The sequence below is a fragment of the Streptomyces noursei genome (genome assembly GCF_001646665.1).
In the GTDB taxonomy this organism is placed as follows: Bacteria; Actinomycetota; Actinomycetes; order Streptomycetales; family Streptomycetaceae; genus Streptomyces; species Streptomyces lavendulocolor.
Map to the genome: position 1 here is coordinate 44,025 of NZ_LWBU01000290.1, position 18,990 is coordinate 63,014.

17 protein-coding genes are annotated in these 18,990 nt (G+C 72.1%); 9 read left to right on the top strand and 8 right to left on the bottom strand.

The window, feature by feature from the left end; genetic code table 11:
* Positions 1-52 precede the first annotated feature (52 nt).
* The 5 genes from A4V12_RS21895 to A4V12_RS21915 form a co-directional block, all read right to left on the bottom strand.
* A complete protein-coding gene (locus A4V12_RS21895; RefSeq protein ID WP_064071114.1) occupies positions 53-1,177 on the bottom strand; it encodes a DUF475 domain-containing protein in 1,125 nt (374 codons plus the stop codon).
* Between the two features lie 83 nt (positions 1,178-1,260).
* On the bottom strand, positions 1,261-1,836 hold the full coding sequence (locus tag A4V12_RS21900) for a TerD family protein (RefSeq protein WP_064071115.1): 576 nt from the start codon (positions 1,834-1,836) through the stop codon (positions 1,261-1,263).
* 456 nt (positions 1,837-2,292) lie between these two features.
* On the bottom strand, positions 2,293-2,868 hold the full coding sequence (locus tag A4V12_RS21905; protein WP_064071174.1) for a TerD family protein: 576 nt from the start codon (positions 2,866-2,868) through the stop codon (positions 2,293-2,295).
* 114 nt (positions 2,869-2,982) lie between these two features.
* Complete coding sequence (locus A4V12_RS21910; RefSeq protein ID WP_064071116.1) at positions 2,983-3,468, bottom strand: peroxiredoxin; 486 nt, start codon at positions 3,466-3,468, stop codon at positions 2,983-2,985.
* A gap of 112 nt (positions 3,469-3,580) precedes the next feature.
* Positions 3,581-4,012: a DUF3052 domain-containing protein gene (locus tag A4V12_RS21915; RefSeq protein WP_064071117.1), complete on the bottom strand. Its 432-nt coding sequence runs from the start codon at positions 4,010-4,012 to the stop codon at positions 3,581-3,583.
* A gap of 451 nt (positions 4,013-4,463) precedes the next feature.
* On the opposite strand from A4V12_RS21915, the gene aceE reads away from it, so the two are divergent.
* Positions 4,464-7,196, top strand: coding sequence for a pyruvate dehydrogenase (acetyl-transferring), homodimeric type (gene aceE, locus A4V12_RS21920; protein ID WP_064071118.1), 2,733 nt, complete (start codon positions 4,464-4,466; stop codon positions 7,194-7,196).
* Positions 7,197-7,253: 57 nt separating this feature from the next.
* Entirely contained in the window at positions 7,254-8,090 is an 837-nt protein-coding gene (locus tag A4V12_RS21925) for a potassium channel family protein (RefSeq protein WP_064071119.1), read from the top strand.
* Between the two features lie 105 nt (positions 8,091-8,195).
* Here A4V12_RS21925 and A4V12_RS21930 read toward each other — a convergent pair whose 3' ends face one another.
* The 3 genes from A4V12_RS21930 to A4V12_RS21940 form a co-directional block, all read right to left on the bottom strand.
* On the bottom strand, positions 8,196-8,504 hold the full coding sequence (locus A4V12_RS21930) for a hypothetical protein (protein ID WP_064071120.1): 309 nt from the start codon (positions 8,502-8,504) through the stop codon (positions 8,196-8,198).
* A gap of 19 nt (positions 8,505-8,523) precedes the next feature.
* Positions 8,524-8,931 (bottom strand): peptidase inhibitor family I36 protein, encoded by a 408-nt coding sequence (locus A4V12_RS21935; protein WP_064071121.1) that lies wholly within the window; start codon positions 8,929-8,931, stop codon positions 8,524-8,526.
* A 234-nt stretch (positions 8,932-9,165) separates the two neighbouring features.
* Entirely contained in the window at positions 9,166-10,776 is a 1,611-nt protein-coding gene (locus tag A4V12_RS21940) for an MFS transporter (RefSeq protein ID WP_064071122.1), read from the bottom strand.
* Positions 10,777-10,891: 115 nt separating this feature from the next.
* Between A4V12_RS21940 and A4V12_RS21945 the strand changes: the two genes are divergently transcribed.
* The 7 genes from A4V12_RS21945 (at position 10,892) to A4V12_RS21975 (ending at position 18,947) form a co-directional block, all read left to right on the top strand.
* On the top strand, positions 10,892-11,563 hold the full coding sequence (locus tag A4V12_RS21945; protein WP_064071123.1) for a TetR/AcrR family transcriptional regulator: 672 nt from the start codon (positions 10,892-10,894) through the stop codon (positions 11,561-11,563).
* A 474-nt stretch (positions 11,564-12,037) separates the two neighbouring features.
* Entirely contained in the window at positions 12,038-13,249 is a 1,212-nt protein-coding gene (locus A4V12_RS21950; RefSeq protein ID WP_064071124.1) for an alpha/beta hydrolase, read from the top strand.
* Positions 13,250-13,334: 85 nt separating this feature from the next.
* Positions 13,335-14,204: a DUF4429 domain-containing protein gene (locus tag A4V12_RS21955; RefSeq protein ID WP_199831349.1), complete on the top strand. Its 870-nt coding sequence runs from the start codon at positions 13,335-13,337 to the stop codon at positions 14,202-14,204.
* Between the two features lie 203 nt (positions 14,205-14,407).
* Positions 14,408-15,700 carry a sensor histidine kinase gene (locus A4V12_RS21960; protein WP_064071126.1) on the top strand — a complete coding sequence of 431 codons (1,293 nt, stop codon included), beginning with the start codon at positions 14,408-14,410 and terminating at the stop codon, positions 15,698-15,700.
* Positions 15,697-16,374, top strand: a complete 678-nt coding sequence (locus A4V12_RS21965; RefSeq protein WP_064071127.1) for a response regulator — start codon at positions 15,697-15,699, stop codon at positions 16,372-16,374. The genes A4V12_RS21960 and A4V12_RS21965 overlap by 4 nt, the downstream gene beginning before the upstream one ends.
* A 126-nt stretch (positions 16,375-16,500) precedes the next feature.
* Entirely contained in the window at positions 16,501-17,763 is a 1,263-nt protein-coding gene (locus tag A4V12_RS21970) for an alpha/beta hydrolase (RefSeq protein WP_079137241.1), read from the top strand.
* Positions 17,760-18,947, top strand: coding sequence for an acyltransferase family protein (locus A4V12_RS21975; protein ID WP_064071128.1), 1,188 nt, complete (start codon positions 17,760-17,762; stop codon positions 18,945-18,947). The genes A4V12_RS21970 and A4V12_RS21975 overlap by 4 nt, the downstream gene beginning before the upstream one ends.
* The last annotated feature ends 43 nt before the right edge of the window (positions 18,948-18,990 follow it).

An 18,990-nucleotide genomic window follows, 5' to 3' on the forward strand; every position in this document is an offset into this window, starting at 1 on the left:
GAAGCGTTCCTCAATGCCGGGGCCCCCACACGTGGGCGGGCTCCGGCGAATGTCACACGGAGACGTGCGTCTTGTCGTCCTCGCCCTTGGCCGCCAGCGCCTTGTTGCGGCGCACGGAGGACAGGAAGGAGGCGGCGATCAGGAAGACACCGACGAGGCCGGTGATGATCTCGCTGATCTCGTGCTGGATGGTGATGAGCAGGATCACCGCGAGCGCGCCGATCGCGTAGTGCGCGCCGTGCTCCAGGTAGACGTAGTCGTCCAGCGTGCCCTGGCGGACCAGGTAGACGGTGAGCGACCGGACGTACATCGCGCCGATGCCGAGGCCCAGCGCCATCCAGAAGATGTGGTTGGTGATGGCGAAGGCGCCGATGACCCCGTCGAAGGAGAAGGAGGCGTCGAGGACCTCGAGGTACAGGAAGAGGAAGAAGGCGGCCTTGCCGGCGAGGCCGACCGCGGAGACGGGCTTGCCCTCCTTCTTGGCCTTCTCCTCCTCCTCGTGCTCGCGCTCCTCCTCTTCCTCCAGCTTGTCCTCGAAGTAGCCGGAGAGGCCGCCGACGACCAGGTACGTGATCAGACCGGCCACGCCGGACAGGAGCACGGTGGCCGACTTGTCGGCATGCCCGGTGCTGGTGTGCGCCTGGGTGGCGAAGGTCATGGCGGTGACCATCAGGACGATCAGCGCGATGCAGACCGAGAGCATGTCGACCTTGCCGAGCTTGGCCGCCGGGCGCTCCAGCCACGAGAGCCACTTGTGCTCGCGGTTCTCGAACATGAAGTCGAGGAAGATCATCAGCAGGAACATGCCGCCGAAGGCGGCGATGGCGGCGTGGGCGTCGGTGACGAGGTCTTCGTACCGCTCGGGGTCGTCCATGGCGAGCTGGACGGCCTCGATGGGGCCGACCTGGGCACTGATGGCGACGATCACGACAGGGAAGACCAGCCGCATGCCGAAGACCGCGATCAGGATGCCGATCGTCAGGAAGATCTTCTGCCAGAAGGCGTTCATCTTCTTGAGGATTCCGGCGTTGACGACCGCGTTGTCGAACGACAGCGAGATCTCGAGGATCGACAGGATCAGTACGACCCCGAACGCCTCCCAGCCCCACTGCCAGGCGGCGAAAGCGAGGCCGAGCGCCGTGATGGCGAACGACCAGCCGAAGGTTTTCAGAACCACTGGCTACCCAATCGTGTTAAGTACGGGTACGGGTCTCCCCCGCGCCGTGCGCGCCGGGCTTTGAACGAACCCGGAGACGAGCTTTAGGAAACATTGACCCCGAAGTCTAGAGCGATGCCCCTCAGCCCCGATGCGTACCCCTGTCCTACCGCCCGGAACTTCCATTCCCCGCCGTACCGGTAGAGCTCGCCGAAGATCATCGCCGTTTCGGTGGACGCGTCCTCGCTCAGGTCGTACCGCGCGAGTTCCTGGCCGTCGGCCTGGTTCACCACTCGGATGAAGGCGTTGCTGACCTGGCCGAAGGTCTGGCCCCGATTGTCGGCCTCGTGGATGGAGACCGGAAAGATGATCTTGTCTACGTCGGCCGGCACCCGGGGGAGGTCGACGATCAGCGACTCGTCGTCGCCGTCGCCCTCACCGGTGAGGTTGTCACCGGTGTGCTCGACGGAGCCGTCGGGGCTGGTGAGGTTGTTGTAGAACACGAACCATTCGTCGCCGAGCACCCTGCCGTCGCGGCAGAGCAGTGCGCTGGCGTCGAGGTCGAAGGGCGCTCCGGTGGTGGAGCGCGCGTCCCATCCGAGCCCCACCAGCACCTGGGTGAGGTTGGGTGCGGCCTTGGAGAGGGAGACATTGCCTCCCTTGGCGAGCGTGACGCCCATGACGGTGGTTCCTCCCCTAGATGTGCTGCTGCGGTCTTCCGGGGACGGCCCCCGGCCCCCCGGCCCGGGGCGCGGTCACCGCGAGCCCGGAGCGGACGGTAAGGCACGTCCGGCGCCGCACGGAAGCGTGCGGCGCCGGACGGAAGGGCACGGCCGGTCGGACCGGTGCCCCCGAGGCGTTGCGGGCGTACGTACGCCCCCGGCGCCGCTCCGTCACCGGAGCGGAGCCGCACCAGGCCCGAACGGGCCTGAACAGGCCCGAACCGGGACGGACCGGAAGCGATCCGACCCGGACCCGGCCGGGGGCGGACCCGGCGGACCCGGCGGACCGGAACGGACCAGGCCGGACCGGGCCGGAACGGACCGGGGTCCGCTCCGGACGGGCCGGACCCGGCCGGGCCGCGGCGGGCCGTTCCGTCGCCGGAGCGCCGCCGCCGGCCGTCGCCGGGGTGCGGGTCAGACGTTGACGCCGAAGTCCTGCGCGATGCCGCGCAGGCCCGAGGCGTAGCCCTGGCCCACGGCGCGGAACTTCCACTCCGCGCCGTTGCGGTACAGCTCGCCGAAGACCATGGCGGTCTCCGTCGAGGCGTCCTCGCTCAGGTCGTAGCGGGCGATCTCGGCGCCGCCGGCCTGGTTCACGACGCGGATGAACGCGTTGCGGACCTGGCCGAAGGACTGCTGGCGGGTCTCGGCGTCGTAGATCGACACCGGGAAGACGATCTTGGCGACGTCGGCCGGGACGTTGGCCAGGTCGACCTTGACCTGCTCGTCGTCGCCCTCGCCCTCACCGGTGAGGTTGTCACCGGTGTGCTCGACCGAGCCGTCGGCGCTCTTCAGGTTGTTGAAGAACACGAAGTCCTGGTCGTTGCGGACCTTGCCCTCGGCGTTGACCAGGATGGCACTGGCGTCGAGGTCGAAGTCCGTACCGGTGGTGGTGCGGACGTCCCAGCCCAGACCGACGGTGACTGCCGTCAGGCCCGGGGCCTCCTTGGTCAGCGAGACGTTGCCGCCCTTGCTGAGGCTGACTCCCACGAGTCCCTCCATTGGTTTTCAGGGGCAGCGTGCCCCCGTGGTGCGTTGGCATCGGATCAACGACTGGATCCTAGTGACCGGTTCCCGTCGTGAGCAGGCTTCTGGCCCGAAGATTCAGAGGGTGTCGAGCGCCGCGGCGTACTCGTTGAGGTCGCGGGCGTCCGGCAGGCCGTTGACGACGGTCCAGCGGACGACGCCCTCCTTGTCGATGATGAAGGTGCCGCGGACCGCGCAGCCCTTCTCCTCGTCGAAGACGCCGTACGCGCGCGAGACCTCGCCGTGCGGCCAGAAGTCCGACAGCAGCGGGTACTCCAGCCCCTCCTGCTCGGCGAAGACGCGCAGCGTGTGGATCGAGTCGTTGGAGACGGCGAGGAGCTGGGTGTCGTCGTTGACGAACCTCGGCAGCTCGTCGCGGAGCGCGCAGAGCTCGCCCGTGCACACTCCGGTGAAGGCGAAGGGGTAGAAGAGGAGCACGACGTTCTTCCGGCCGCGGAAGTCCGCGAGCGACACGGTACGGCCGTGGTTGTCCTTCAGCTCGAAGTCCGGGGCCTTGGTGCCGACCCCGATGGGCGCGGTCGCCTCGATCGCCTCGATCGCCATGACAGAAAGCATCCCTTCGCTGGATCCCGTGGGGTCCCACCCTACGCACAGGACCCCCGCCGACCGATGTCGGCGGGGGTCCCATGGCTGGGGGGACGGGTGGGGGAAGGACTCAGCGCTTGGCGGTCTTCGGGGTCACCAGCCGGCTGCCGGTCCAGTCCTTGCCGGCGTTGATGCTCCGGGTCTGGGACAGTCCGGCCGTCTGGGCGGCCTCGTTGATGTCGCTGGGCTCGATGTAACCGTCACGGCCGGTCTTGGGCGTCATGAGCCAGATCTGCCCACCCTCGTCGATCAGACCGATGGCGTCGACCAGCGCGTCCGTGAGGTCGCCGTCGTCGTCACGGAACCACAGCAGTACGACGTCGGCGACGTCGTCGTAGTCCTCGTCGACGAGATCCTGGCCGATGACGGCCTCGATGCCTTCACGGAGCTCCTGCTCGACGTCGTCGTCGTAGCCGATCTCCTGGACCACCTGTCCGGGCTCGAACCCCAGCTTCGCTGCCGGGTTGGTCCGCTCCTCCGCGTGGTCCGCGGTCGCGCTCACGGCTTGCCTCCTGATCGTTTTTTGGGAAGTGCTTCGGCCGCGCGCGTACGCGTGGCATTGGGCGTAGTCCACACGTGCGGGGCGGATCGCGCAAGTACCCGGCGATCGAGACCGCCGAAACGGTGACTTTTGGGGCCGTCTCGCCGCAACTCCAGGCACCTTCCCGCCCGCACCCGCGCTACACGCCACGGCTCTTGACCCACTTTATTCGCTTCTACTCCTTCCGTGCGCCCGTAGGGGCCGAACGACCGAACGAAACACATGGCCGGGTTGGGCGTAAGGTTGCGATTTGACCAGCGCCTTCCGGTGACCCCGGCCCGGACACGGCGACCCGTGGGGGTTACCCCTCGGTAAAGATGACGTTTACGCCCATGGGGTACACGATGGTGGCGGCGCGACCGCACAGCCGACACTCCACTCCCCGTAGGCTCCACCGACCAGAAGGAACAGCGTGGCTTCCGGATCCGATCGCAACCCGATCATCATTGGCGGCCTTCCCAGCCAGGTCCCGGATTTCGATCCCGAAGAGACCCAGGAATGGCTCGACTCCCTCGACGCCGCCGTGGACGAGCGCGGCCGCGAGCGGGCCCGTTACCTGATGCTCCGCCTGATCGAGCGGGCTCGCGAGAAGCGCGTGGCCGTGCCCGAGATGCGCAGCACGGACTACGTGAACACCATCGCCACCAAGGACGAGCCGTTCTTCCCCGGCAACGAGGAGATCGAGCGCAAGGTCCTCAACGCCACCCGGTGGAACGCCGCCGTGATGGTGTCGCGCGCCCAGCGCCCCGGCATCGGCGTCGGCGGCCACATCGCCACCTTCGCCTCCTCGGCGTCCCTCTACGACGTGGGCTTCAACCACTTCTTCCGGGGCAAGGACGAGGGCGACGGCGGCGACCAGATCTTCTTCCAGGGCCACGCCTCGCCCGGTGTCTACGCCCGCGCGTTCCTCCTGGACCGGCTCTCCGAGGCGCAGCTCGACGCCTTCCGCCAGGAGAAGTCGAAGTTCCCGAACGGCCTGTCGTCGTACCCGCACCCGCGGCTGATGCCGGACTTCTGGGAGTTCCCCACCGTCTCGATGGGCCTCGGCCCCATCGGCGCCATCTACCAGGCGCGCATGAACCGCTACATGGAGGCGCGCGGCATCGCCGACACCTCCAAGTCGCACGTGTGGGCGTTCCTCGGCGACGGCGAGATGGACGAGCCGGAGTCGCTGGGCCAGCTGTCGATCGCGGCCCGTGAAGGCCTCGACAACCTGACGTTCGTCGTCAACTGCAACCTCCAGCGGCTCGATGGCCCGGTGCGCGGCAACGGGAAGATCATCCAGGAGCTGGAGTCGCAGTTCCGCGGCGCCGGCTGGAACGTGATCAAGCTGGTGTGGGACCGCTCGTGGGACCCGCTGCTGGCGCAGGACCGCGACGGCATCCTGGTCAACAAGCTGAACACGACGCCCGACGGTCAGTTCCAGACGTACGCGACGGAGACCGGCGCGTACATCCGCGAGCACTTCTTCGGTGACGACCACCGGCTGCGCGCCATGGTCGAGGGCATGTCCGACGACCAGATCCTGCACCTGGGCCGCGGCGGTCACGACCACAAGAAGATCTTCGCGGCGTACAAGGCGGCGGTGGAGCACAAGGGCCAGCCGACCGTCATCCTGGCGCAGACGGTCAAGGGCTGGACGCTCGGCCCGAACTTCGAGGGCCGCAACGCGACGCACCAGATGAAGAAGCTGACGGTCGACGACCTGAAGCGCTTCCGCGACCGGCTGCACATCCCGATCACCGACCAGCAGCTGGAGAGCGGCGTCCCGCCGTACTACCACCCGGGCCGGGACTCGGAGGAGATCCAGTACATGCACGACCGCCGCAAGGCGCTGGGCGGGTACGTCCCGACCCGTGTCGTGCGGGCCCAGCCCCTGGCGCTGCCGGACGACAAGACCTACGCGGCGGTGAAGAAGGGTTCGGGGCAGCAGTCGATCGCCACGACGATGGCGTTCGTGCGGCTGCTGAAGGACCTGATGCGGGACAAGGAGATCGGCAAGCGCTTCGTGCTGATCGCGCCGGACGAATACCGCACCTTCGGCATGGACTCGTTCTTCCCGAGCGCCAAGATCTACAACCCGCTGGGGCAGCAGTACGAGGCCGTGGACCGCGAGCTGCTGCTGGCGTACAAGGAGTCCCCGACCGGCCAGATGCTGCACGACGGCATCTCGGAGGCGGGCTGCACCGCGTCCCTGATCGCCGCGGGATCGGCGTACGCCACGCACGGCGAGCCGCTGATCCCGGTGTACGTCTTCTACTCGATGTTCGGTTTCCAGCGGACCGGCGACCAGTTCTGGCAGATGGCCGACCAGCTGTCGCGCGGCTTCGTGCTGGGCGCGACCGCCGGGCGCACGACGCTGACCGGTGAGGGTCTGCAGCACGCGGACGGCCACTCGCAGCTCCTGGCCTCGACGAACCCGGCCTGTGTCGCGTACGACCCGGCCTTCGGCTTCGAGATCGCGCACATCGTCAAGGACGGTCTGCGCCGGATGTACGGCGAGAACGCCGAGGACGTCTTCTACTACCTCACCGTCTACAACGAGCCGATCCAGCACCCGGCCGAGCCGGCGGACGTCGACGCGGACGGCATCCTCAAGGGCCTGTACCGCTTCAGCACCGGCCAGGCGGGGGCGATCCCGGCGCAGATCATGGCGTCCGGCGTGGCGGTCCCGTGGGCGCTGGAGGCGCAGCGGATCCTCGCCGAGGAGTGGAACGTGCGCGCCGACGTCTGGTCGGCCACGTCCTGGAACGAGCTGCGCCGCGAGGCGGTGGCGGTGGACGAGCACAACCTGCTCCACCCGGAGGAGGAGCAGCGGGTTCCGTACGTGACGCGGAAGCTGTCCGGCGCGGAGGGTCCGTTCGTGGCCGTCTCCGACTGGATGCGGTCGGTTCCGGACCAGATCGCGCGCTGGGTGCCGGGGACGTACACCTCCCTGGGTGCGGACGGCTTCGGTTTCGCCGACACCCGAGGCGCGGCCCGGCGGTACTTCCACATTGACGCCCAGTCGATCGTCCTGTCGGTGCTGACGGAGCTGGCCCGGGAGGGCAAGGTGGACCGTTCGGCGCTGAAGCAGGCCGTGGACCGCTACCGGCTGCTCGACGTGTCGGCGGCCGACCCGGGTGCCGCGGGCGGCGACGCGTAGCACGCCGGGCGGGGCGCGGGGGATTTCGTCCCGCGCGCCCCGCCTACCATTCCCGGCATGAAGGAACGCTGGGAAGCACGCACCCAGACGCCGCTCCTGGCGCTCGCCCTGGCTTTCGGCATCGCGTACGCGGTGCCGATAGTCATGCCCGACGCCGAGCGGTGGGTGCACTCGCTGTGCACGGTCGTGGAGTGGGTGGTGTGGGGCGCGTTCGCCCTGGACTACGTGGTGCGGCTGGTCCTCGCCCCGTCTCGGTGGCTCTTCGTGCGGAGTCATCCGCTGGACCTGCTGGCGGTGCTGCTGCCGCTGGTCCAGCCGCTGCGGCTGCTGCGGCTGGTCTCCACGCTGCTCCTGGTGGGCCGGCGGGCCAGGATGGCGTCGCAGATCACGCTCACCACCTATGTGGCGGGGTCGGTGGCGGGTCTGCTGATGTTCGGGTCGCTCGCGGTGCTGCACGTGGAGCGCGACGCCCCGGACGGGAACATCAAGACGCTGGGTGACGCGGTCTGGTGGTCGTTCACCACGATGACCACCGTGGGGTACGGGGATCACGCCCCGACCACCGGGCTCGGCCGGCTCCTGGCCGTGGGGCTGATGCTGTCGGGCATCGCGCTGCTGGGTGTGGTGACGGCCAACATCGCGGCCTGGTTCATCTCCCGCTTCGAGCGGGACGACGAGCAGGAGCGCCGTCAGAGCGCGCTGCTGGAGGCGCTGACCCGGGAGGTCCGGGAGCTGCGCACGGAGGTGGCCCGGCTGTCCGGCGCCCCGGGAGTCCCCGCACAGGCCGACCCGCGGCCGGCGGCCGTACCCGCACCGGGCACCGCACCGGTCGTGCCCGCCGCGCCGACCGCGCCCGTCGAGGCGGCGGGGGCCGGCACGGAGAGCGCGCGCTAGAGCGTGGGCCCGGCCCGCCGGCCGGGCGGGGCCGCGGACACGCGGCCGTACGGCCCGGGCGCGAGGAGCGGGCCGGATGGACGTGTGCGGGCAGGCGGGCGCTTCCTAGAGCGTGCCGTCGCCCAGGGTGCCGACACCGGCCAGCCGGACGAGGGCCAGGACGGTGTCGATCGCCCCGAGGACGAACGCGACCAGCGCCGGGAGGCGATCGCTCGCCCAGCGCCGGCCCATGCCGAGCCAGCCGCAGACGATCGCCACCGGGCCCAGGATGATGCCCAGTACGAAGAATCCGGCGACCGCGCAGACCAGCCCGACGATTCCGAGCGTCGCGCGGTCCGGCCCGGTCCGCGACCACATCCGGCCGCGTGAGCGGGGGTTCCTGCGCGAACGCGAGGTGTACCCGAAACTGCCCATGGACCCCGGGTGCCCCGCCTCAGGACTCCCACACCTTGAAGGCCCGTACCTGGTAAGGCGATTGGGGGACCCAGGTGCCGCCGCCCGGATAGGTCTCGAACTCGCCGGTCTCGGCGCACTCGGCGGACTGGTAGGTGGTGACGGGCCGTCCGGTGCGGTTGGCGAGCGCGGCGGCGGTGGTCCCGGCGGGGAGGGGGACGCACGAGTCGACGTCGACGTCCGCCAGTTCGTGGGTGCGCTTGGCTCCCCGGAAGTCCTCCTTGGCCCACAGGCACAACTGCCCGGTGTCACAGGGGCCGAGCCGGGGTGGCGCGGCGGCCACGGGGGCCGCACCGGCGAGGAGGCCGGCGGCAAGGGCACCGACGGTGAGAGCGGTGGCCGTGAGAGCGGTGGTGACCGTGGTGGTCAGGACAGTCGTGGAACGCATGAGAACCCCCGTTGGTGCGTCGGCGTGACGATCACGCACCACCATCGTGACGCTGTGTGACTCTCTGGGGAAGGTTCTCCGGCCCGATCCACCCGGAAGGGTGACACAGAGCGACGAGCGGGCCCCGTGGCCGCAGCCGCTGGGCCCGCTCGTCCACTCCGGGCGGTCCCCCGGAGGACCCGGGGGACACCCTGGCGCCGTCCGATGCCGTCAGGCGCCGTCAGACATAGGACGTCAGATGTGGACGCCGCCCGCGCCGGCGTCCGCGTTCGCCCCGCGCTTGGTGAGGGTGGCCACCAGCACCGCGACGACCGCCACGACGCCCGCGACCGTGAAGGCCACGCCCATCCCGGACAGGAAGGTGTCGTGGATGACGCCACCGATCTTCGAGGCCAGGTCCGGCGTCATCCCGGGGGCCTGCGCCAGCTCGGCCGGCACCCTGCCGAACTCCGCCGCCTGCTCCAGCCGCGGGTCGGGGGGCACCGGGATCCCGGCGGACTTCCAGTTGTCCGCGAACTCGGCGTTCACCTTGGAGGACATGACCGCGCCCAGCACGGCCGTGCCGAGCGCGCCGCCGACCTGCATCGCGGCCTGCTGGAGGCCGCCGGCCACACCGGAGAGCTCCAGCGGGGCGTTGCCGACGATGACCTCGGTGGCGCCCACCATCACGGGGGCCAGGCCCAGGCCCAGGAGGGCGAACCAGAGGGACATCGCCAGCGTGCTGGTCCCCGCCGTCAGGGTGGTCATGCCGAACATGGCCGCCGCCGTGCAGACCATGCCGCCCACGAGCGGCACGCGCGGGCCGAACCTGGTGATGAGCGCGCCCGCCAGGGGCGAGGAGACGATCATCATGGCGGTCAGCGGCAGCAGGTGCAGGCCGCTGTCGACGGGCCCGAGACCCATGACGCCCTGCAGGTAGAAGGTGACCGGGAACAGCCCGCCCATGAAGGCGAAGGCCATCAGGACCATGAGGACGGTACCGGCCGAGAGCGGCACGGACCGGAACATGCCCAGCGGGATGAGCGGTTCGCGGACCCTGGTCTCCCAGACGGCGAACAGCGCGAAGAGGACGACGGCGCCGCCCAGAAAGCCCCAGGTCTTGCCGCTGCCCCAGCCCCAGCTCTCGCCGGCCTTGACGATGCCCCACACCAGGGAGCCCATCGCGGCCGAGAGCAGCACGATGCCGACCACGTCGAACGAACGCGGGGCGTTCTCCGCACGGTGGTCCTTGAGGATCACCAGGCCCATCACGAGCGCGAGGACACCGACCGGCACGTTGATGAAGAACACCGACTGCCAGCTGACGTGCTCCACGAGCACGCCGCCGAGGATCGGGCCGCCCGCCGTGGAGGCGCCGATGACCATGCCCCAGATACCGATCGCCATGTTCAGCTTCTCGGCCGGGAACGTGGCGCGCAGCAGGCCCAGCGCGGCCGGCATGAGGAGCGCGCCGAACAGGCCCTGCAGGACACGGAAGGCGATCACCAGGGTGATCGAGTCCGACATGCCGATCGCGGCGGACGCGGCGGCGAAGCCGGCGATGCCGATGAGGAAGGTCTGGCGGTGGCCGAAGCGGTCACCGAGCTTGCCGGCCGTGATCAGCGAGACGGCGAGGGCGAGCAGGTAGCCGTTGGTGATCCACTGGACGTCGGCCATGGACGCGCCGAGGTCCCGCTGGATCGCGGGGTTGGCGATCGCGACGATGGTGCCGTCGAGCGCGACCATCATCACGCCGACCGCCACGGCGAACAGCGTCAGCCAGGGGTGGCCGCGCAACCCTCGGGCCGTGGCCGGCACGGGGTCCGGGCCCTGCGGCGACTTATCGATGGTGGTCTGACTAGTCATACCGCGAGGTTAGTGTCAGTCGCTGACAATTGACAAAGTGATTCATACGCCGGTAACTGTCGCGTCCCTCACAGGTAGCCTGAGCAGCCGGAAATGGCAGAAAGAGGACCATGACGTGACGGCCGAGCAGCCGACCGCCCCCAGGACGCCGGCGCCCGTCGGACTGCGCGAGCGCAAGAAGCGGCGAACCCGTGACGCCCTGCTGCGCGCCGCGCTGGAGCTGTTCACCACCCGGGGGTACGAGGGCACGACGGTGGACGAGATCGTCGACGCCGTCGACGTCTCGCAGCGCACCTTCTTCCGCTACTTCGCCAGCAAGGAAGAGGTCGCCTTCGCCGTCCAGCAGATGGTCGAACGGCACTTCGTCGCCGCCCTCGCGGAACGGCCCGCGCACGAGGCGCCCTTGGAGGCGATGCGCAACGCCGTCCTCACCGCCTGGGACACCATCGGGGAGGCGATCATGGAGGTCGTCCCCATCGAGCTGTACCTGCGCACCTTCCAGATGATCGAGTCGACGCCCGCCCTCCTCGCCGTCCACCTGCGGCGGTCCATCGAGATGGAGGAGAACATCGCGCGGCTGATCGCCGACCGGGAGGGCCTGGACGTGGACGCCGATCCACGCCCGCGCGTGGCCGTCGCCGCGTTCAGCGGCGTGATGCGCACGACCGGCCATCTCTGGGGCCGCGGCGAGGACGCGTCCCTGGAGGCGATCCGCGCGCTCACCGAGGCGTACCTCGACCACTTGGGCCCCGCACTCGCCGCCGACTGGCGGGGCGCGCCCGCCTGACCCGCGCGACGCCCGGCCCCCGGCGCGTACGACACCGGCGCACCCCTGCCCCCGGGCGCACGCGGGTCCGCCGGAGCGCCGGACCGGAGCGCCCGCCCGTCGGCCGCACACCGCCGGCGCCCCCTGAGGCACCGTCAACACCGATGCACGGAAACGGAATCGCGCCCGTACACCCGTGCCGCGCTTCACCCTTTCCCTGCAATACCCCCACACCCCTCGCGTTCCACTCCGCGACCATCGTTCACATGGACGGCCGCACGGCCGACCCCGCCCTCCCCCATCCGCGCGTCCGCCCCATCGCGGATGTTCCGTCCCGCGACCGCCGTTCAGGTCCGCGACCCCTGGCCGACGCGCCGGAGGGTGCACCGGGGCGCGTACGGGGAGTAACGGCGCTTCCCTCAAACGATCACTTCATACGTGAGGTACGTCACCCTCGTCGCGACACCCTCCACAGGTCTCCTAGGGTGTCCCGCAGTGACTTCCTTCGACTCCTCCCCCACGCCCCAGGTATGGCGCGCACTGCTCGCCCTCGCCGTGGTGTTCGTCCTCCTCATGACCACCGGGTGGACCGCGATACGTCATCAGCGGGGCCCTGAGCAGGCGCGCGAGGCCGCGCTCGCCGCGTGGCGGGACGGCCGGACCGGCACCCGGGAGCTGCCCGACCCCGCGTCGCCGCCGGCCGAGCTCGCCGCCTTCTTCCGCTCCCTGACCCCGCGTCAGCGCGACCGGCTCGCCGCCGACCACCCGCTCGTGGTCGGCAACCTCGACGGCGCCCCCGTCACCCTGCGCTACCGGGCCAACCGGATCGCGCTGCGGGCCGCGCTGGACGCCGAGCGCAAGCGGGTGGAGGACAGGAGACTGTCACCCGACGGCCACCGCGAGGCCGTCCGGCGCACGCACCGGTTCGCCTCCCTGATGCGCGAGGACCGGCAGATCCTCGCCTTCGACCCGTCCGGCAAGGGCCGCGTCGCGGAGGTCTTCGGCGATCTCGACCGGGCGCGGCACGTGTCGGTGGTCGTACCGGGGGTCGACACCAACCTGCTGACGTTCCAGAGGACGGCCCGCAAGTACGCGGCCCCCGTCGGAATGGCCGAATCCCTGTACGCGGCCGAGCGGGCCGCCGCGCCCGGCGCCCGTACCGCCGTCATCGCCTGGGCCGACTACACGGCGCCCGTCGGCGTCGGCATGGACGCGGCCATCGGCCGGCTCGCCGAGAACGGGGCGGCCCGGCTCGTCTCCCTCACCACCGCGCTGCCCGGCGACTCCCGGGTGGCACTGTTCTGCCACAGCTACGGCTCCGTGGTCTGCGGCGTCGCCGCCCGCCGGCTGCCCGCCCGGGTGGCCGACGTCGCCGTGGCCGGGAGCCCCGGCATGCGGGCCGAGAGCGCCGCCGGGCTGGGCACCGGCGCCCGGGTGTGGGCCATGCGCGACGCCGACGACTGGATCGCCGAGGTGCCGTACCTGGACGTCGGCGGACTGGGCCACGGCGCCGATCCGGTGGCTCCGGAGTTCGGGGCGCGGGTACTGTCGGCGGCGGGCGCGGTCGGGCACGCCGGGTACTTCGAGCCCGGCACCGAGAGCCTCCGCAACTTCGCCGAGATAGGCGTCGGCTCGTACCGTTCCGTGAGCTGTGCGGGCGAGGAGGGGGCCTGCCGCGACGGAATCTCCGGTCCGAGCACGCTCTGACGCGCGTAGAGCCCCGTCGGGCCCCGCCCAAGCTCGTAAGTCTCCGGGGGCGACGCGCGGGCGTGCGCCGCATACGATGAGGCGCATGGGTGATGTGCTGGCCGGAATTCATGCCACCTGGGAGTTCGAACCGGACGCCGTGCTCATCCGCTTCGAACGGGGGATCCGCGCACCGAAGCTCTACCAGGCGCTGCGCGAACGACGCATCCCGCACGAGGCGCTGGCGTCGGTGACCCTCTCCCCCGGCAGACGTGGCACGGTGGTGCTGCACGCGGTGCCGCGGGCGGGTGCCGATCCGCTGATGGAGGCGGCCGCGGGACAGCTCAAGGACGCCTGCGACCCGTACCGGCTGGTGCTGCCGGCGGACCGCGAGATCCTCGCCGAGCACTACGCGGACGAGCTGCGGGCCCTGCTGGGACCCGCCGCCGCGGAGCCCGCCGAGCGGTTCCTGGTCAGCGCCCCCGAGGCGCCGCTGCAGTTCAAGGCATACGACGCCAAGGCGACCTTCGACGGTGGCCAGGTGGCGTTCCGCTGGTTCTGGACCGGTGCCTCGTCGGCCAAGTGGAAGGCCGGTGACCAGACCTTCCCGGTACGCGAGCTGAGCGGGGTCGAGTGGCGCTCGCCGGACGTGTTCGACGGCTACCTCCGGCTGCTGCGGCGCGGCCACGCGGGCGACGTCCAGCCGGCGCAGGCGGACCAGGACCCGGCGGCGGTCGTCTTCGGGCTGGGCTACGGGCCGGTCCACGAGTCGCTGCCGTTCGCCGCGGCGGTCCTGGCCGCGGTGCGGAACGCGGGCGCGGCGGCGCCCGTCCCGGTGCACGCGGGCGTGACGGCCGGGCGGGACCCGGCGGTCATCGCGGACCGGATACGTCACCTGGGCGAGCTGTACCAGGCCGGTCTGGTGACGGACGAGGAGTTCGCGGCGAAGAAGGCGCAGCTGCTGGCCGAGCTGTAGGCCGGGACCCGGCTCTGGGGACGAGGACCCGGTGCCGTACCCGGGCCTGTGGCGTACCCCAGGCCGGTGCCGTGATCGGGGCCGTAGCTTCCGGCTTCGCGTCCCGGCTTCGTACCCGGTCCGGGGTCATACCCCGGTACGGGTAGGGAGCCGGCACCCCGGTATGACGCCCGCGCGGCGTCCGGTGCCTAGGCTGGCGGGTCATGCACACCCCTACCCCGCTCTCCCGGCTGCGCGCGTCCGTGCGCGCGCTGGGGCTCGCCGTCGCCACACCCACCGAGGGCGGGACGCCACCTCTCGCGCGGGCGGCCTCGCCGTGGCTGCGGCGGCTGCCGTACGTCGTCGCCTTCGGTTTCGTCGCCACGCTGCTGCCGGTCACCGTCACCGTGCTGGTCGACGACTACGAGGTGAACGGCGCGATCGCCGGGGCCCTGGCGACCGCCCAGACCGTGCCGCTGCTGCTCGCCGTGGCGCGGCCGCTCCAGGCGTGGTGGATCGTGATCACCGCCGACGTGGTGGGCGCGCTGTTCCTGCTCGGCGCCGACGGCGTGGCCGGGCGGCCGTGGCCGTGGACGCCGATGATCGTGGTCGGCTACCTGGCGCTGATGGTGGCCGTGGGGCTGCGCGAGCCGCGCCGGACACTGCTGGGCGTGTGGCTGACCACGGGTGCGGCCGGGTTCGTGTACGAACTGGTCCGGCCCGACCGCAGCGACGGCATCCAGCTGCTGCTGTTCGTCCTGAGCGGGGCCGTCCTGCTGCTCGCGGCGTCCCTCCGGGAGCGGGGGGACGCGCAGCGGCGGCTGGTGGAGCAGGAGACCATCAGCGAGGCCGAGCGCGCCCGGCGCACGCTCCTGGAGGAACGGGCCAGGATCGCCCGTGAGCTGCACGACGTGGTGGCCCACCACATGTCGGTGATCACGGTGCAGGCGGATTCGGCGCCGTACCGGATCGAGGGGTTGCCGGAGGCGGCGCGCGAGGAGTTCTCCACCATCGCGGCGTCGGCGCGGGAGTCGCTCGCCGAGATGCGGCGGCTGCTGGCGGTGCTGCGCAGCGAGGGCGCGGAGGGCGAACGGGCGCCGCAGCCCGGGCTGGAGCGGGTGCAGCAGCTCGTGGAGGCGACGGTACGGGCGGGGGTGCCGGCGGAGCTGTCGATGCCGGCCGGGCTGGGGCCCGTACCGCCTGCGGTGGACCTGTCCGCGTACCGGATCGTGCAGGAGGCGCTCGCGAACGTGGTGCGGCACGCGCCGGGCGCGCCGACGCGGGTGTCGGTGTCCGCGGACGACGGCCGGCTGACGGTCCTGGTCGTCAACGGGCCCTCGGAGGAGGGTGGTTCGCCCCTGGAGACGTCCGGTACGGGGCACGGCCTGGTCGGCATGCGGGAGCGCGTACGGTTGACCGGCGGCACCCTCGACACCGGGCCGCTGCCGGGCGGCGGCTTCCGGGTCGCGGCCCGTCTCCCCCTCGCCCTCGCGCCCGCCCCGGAGGAACCCGCGTGACCATCCGCGTGATCATCGTCGACGACCAGGCCATGGTGCGGGCGGGGTTCGCCGCCCTGCTGGCGGCCCAGCCGGACATCGACGTGGTGGGCGAGGCGCCGGACGGCCGGGCCGGGGTCTCGGTTGCCCGCTCCACGCACCCCGACGTGGTGCTCATGGACGTGCGGATGCCGGAGATGGACGGGCTCGCGGCGGCGCGCGAGATCCTGTCCCCGCCTCCGGGGGTCGTGCACCGCCCGAAGGTGCTGATGCTCACCACCTTCGACGTGGACGACTACGTGTACGAGGCGCTGCGCGCCGGCGCGTCCGGGTTCCTGCTGAAGGACGCCCCGCCGGCCGACCTGATCGCCGCGGTACGGGTGGTGGCGGCCGGCGAGGCGCTGCTCGCCCCGTCCGTGACGCGCCGCCTGATCGCCGACTTCGCCGCCTCCCGCCCGGCGCCGCGCAAGGACCCCTCGCTGCGCCTCAACGGCCTGACGCCGCGCGAGACGGAGGTGCTGGAGCTGATCGCCCGGGGCCTGTCGAACCAGGAGATCGCCGAGCACCTGGTGCTCGCCGAGCAGACGGTGAAGACGCACATCGGCCGGGTGCTGTCGAAGCTGGGCCTGCGCGACCGGGCGCAGGCGGTGATCTTCGCGTACGAGTCGGGTCTGGTGACCCCGGGCGACGCGTAGGCGCTCCTCCCCCACCCCCTACCGGGGTATCACCCCGCGGTTGGCTCCGCGGGGTGACGTCGTGTCAGGGGCCGCCCCCTTACCTTCCCCTCGCCGCACAGGACGAGGAAAGAAGAGGGGGGCGTCATGCGCCGCTGGAGGAACCGCGACCGGAACGACCGCGAGGCGCGCGCCGGCCGGGCCGACGGCCCGGCCGGCGCCGGCGGAAGGGGCACCGCCGGCCGGAACCGCGAGGCCCACCCCGGGCCCGGCACCGCGCCCGGCGCAGCGCCCGGCACCGCGCCCCAGAGCCCCGCCGCCCGCCGACCCGGCACCGCGACCCAGAGCCCCGCCGCCCGCCCGCGGCCCGCCCGCGGCGGCGGCCGCCGCTGGAGGAGGACGCTGACCGCCCTGGTGCTCACCACCGCCGTGGTGGCGGGCACCGTGGGCTGGGCCGCCGGGAGCGGGGAGCGCCCGGTGACCGGGCCGCCGCCGGGCAGCGAGGCGTGGCGGGCCGACACCTCCCTGGGGCGGGCCCTTCCCGATCCCGCGACCGCGACGCCCCGGGACATCGCCGCGTTCTTCCGCACGCTCGGCCCGGCGCAGCGGAGGGACCTGGCGCTCCGGCACCCCTCCGTGGTGGGCAACCTCGACGGCGCACCGGTCGCCCTGCGCTACGAGGCGAACGCGACCGCGCTGCGGCGCGACGCCCGGTTCGCGCACCTGGCCGGGCGGCGGATCCTGGCGTTCGATCCGCGCGGCCGGGGCCAGGTCGCCGAGGTGTTCGGGGACCTGGCGCCGGGGAACCGGGTCGCCGTCGTCGTACCGGGGTCCGACATCGACGCCGGGTCCTACGACCGCCGCACCGACCCGTACGGCACGCCCGCCGGGATGGCGAAGCAGCTGCGGGCCGCCGCGCCCGGCACCGCCGTCATCGCGTGGGCGGGGTACACCACGCCGGTCGGGGTCGGCCTGGACGCCGCCACCGGCGAGCTGGCCGAGGCCGGTGCCGTCCGGCTGGCCCGCCTCACCGAGGGGCTCGCCGCCCTCGGCACCCCGGCGCCCGCCGTGTTCTGCCACAGCTACGGCTCCGTCGTCTGCGGTCTGGCCGCGCCGCGCCTGCGGGCCCGGGACCTCGTCGTCCTCGGCTCCCCCGGGATGCGCGCCGGCACCGTCGCCGAGCTGGGCACCGACGCCCGGGTGTGGGCCGCCAAGGACCCCTCGGACTGGATATCCCGCGTGCCGAACGTCCATCTCCTCGGCCTCGGTCACGGCACCGACCCGGCCTCCCCCGAGTTCGGTGCCCGTCCCGTGCCCGCCGCCGACGCCGACGGCCACACCGGCTACTTCGCGCCGGGCACCGAGTCCCTCCGTACCTTCGCCGCCATCGCCGGGGGAGACGCCCGATGAAGACCCTCGCCCGCAGGATCGAGGCCCGGACGCCCGCCCACCGCGACCGTGCCGTCGACGGGCTGCGCGCCCTCGCGCTGCTCGCCGTCCCCACCGGCCACTGGCTGCTCGGCGGTTTCACGCTCGACGCCGACGGGGCCATCCACAACGCCAGCCCGCTCAGCGCGTTCGGGTTCTTCGCGCCCGTCAGCTGGGTCCTCCAGATGCTCGGGATCTTCTTCCTGGTCGGCGGGTACGCGTCGGTCCTGTCGTACGAGAGGCGCGCGGGCTCCACCGGCGCGTGGCTCCGGGGGCGCATCGCCCGGCTCGGCCGTCCCGTCCTTGGTGTCACCGCCGTCTGGGCCGTTCTCGTCCCGGTGCTCAGCACCGCGGGCGTGCCGGACGACACGCTGCGCACCGCTTCGACGCTGGTCGTCCAGCCGCTGTGGTTCGTCGGCGTGTACCTGGTCGTCACCGCCCTGACGCCGTACTGCGTCCGTGCCGCGCACCGGCTGGGCGCGTGGGCCGCCGCCCCGCTCCTGGCGTCCGTCGCCGTGGTGGACCTGCTGCGCTACGGCCCGTACGCCGAAGCGGTGCCGTCCTGGCTGAGTGTGCTGAACATCCTGCCGGGCTGGCTCTTCGCCTACCAACTGGGCGTCTCCTGGGGCCTGCGCAAGCTCGGCCCCCGGCACGCGCGGGCGCTGCTGCTCGGCGGCGCGGCCCTGTTCGCCGTGCTGCTGCTCGTCTTCCACTACCCGGCCTCGATGGTCGGCGTCCCCGGGGAGGCCCGGACCAACTCCCACCCGCCGTCGCTGCTGGTCCTCGCGCTCGCCGCCGCGCAGAGCGGCGCCGCGATCCTGGTGCGCGACCGGCTGGGCCGGCTGCTGCGGCGGCCCGCCCTGTGGGCCCCGGTGGTCGTGGTCAACCTGTCGGCGATGACGATCCTGTGCTGGCACCAGACGGCGATGCTGGCCGCCGCGGTCCCCGCGTCGTTCCTGGGGCCGGTCGCGGGCCTGACGACCGCGCCCGACACCCTCGGCTGGATCGCGGCCCGGCTGGCGTGGATGCCGCTGTTCGCGGGACTTCTGCTGCTGATCGGGCGGTACGCGCGCGGCTTCGAGACCCCGTGGACGCACGCGTCCGCCGTCCGCCGCTCGGCGGCCGGACTGCTGGCGGTGGGCTTCGCGGTGTACGCGCTCGGGTGACGCGTGCCCGGGGACACGGACGGGCCGGCGCGGACGAGGGGCG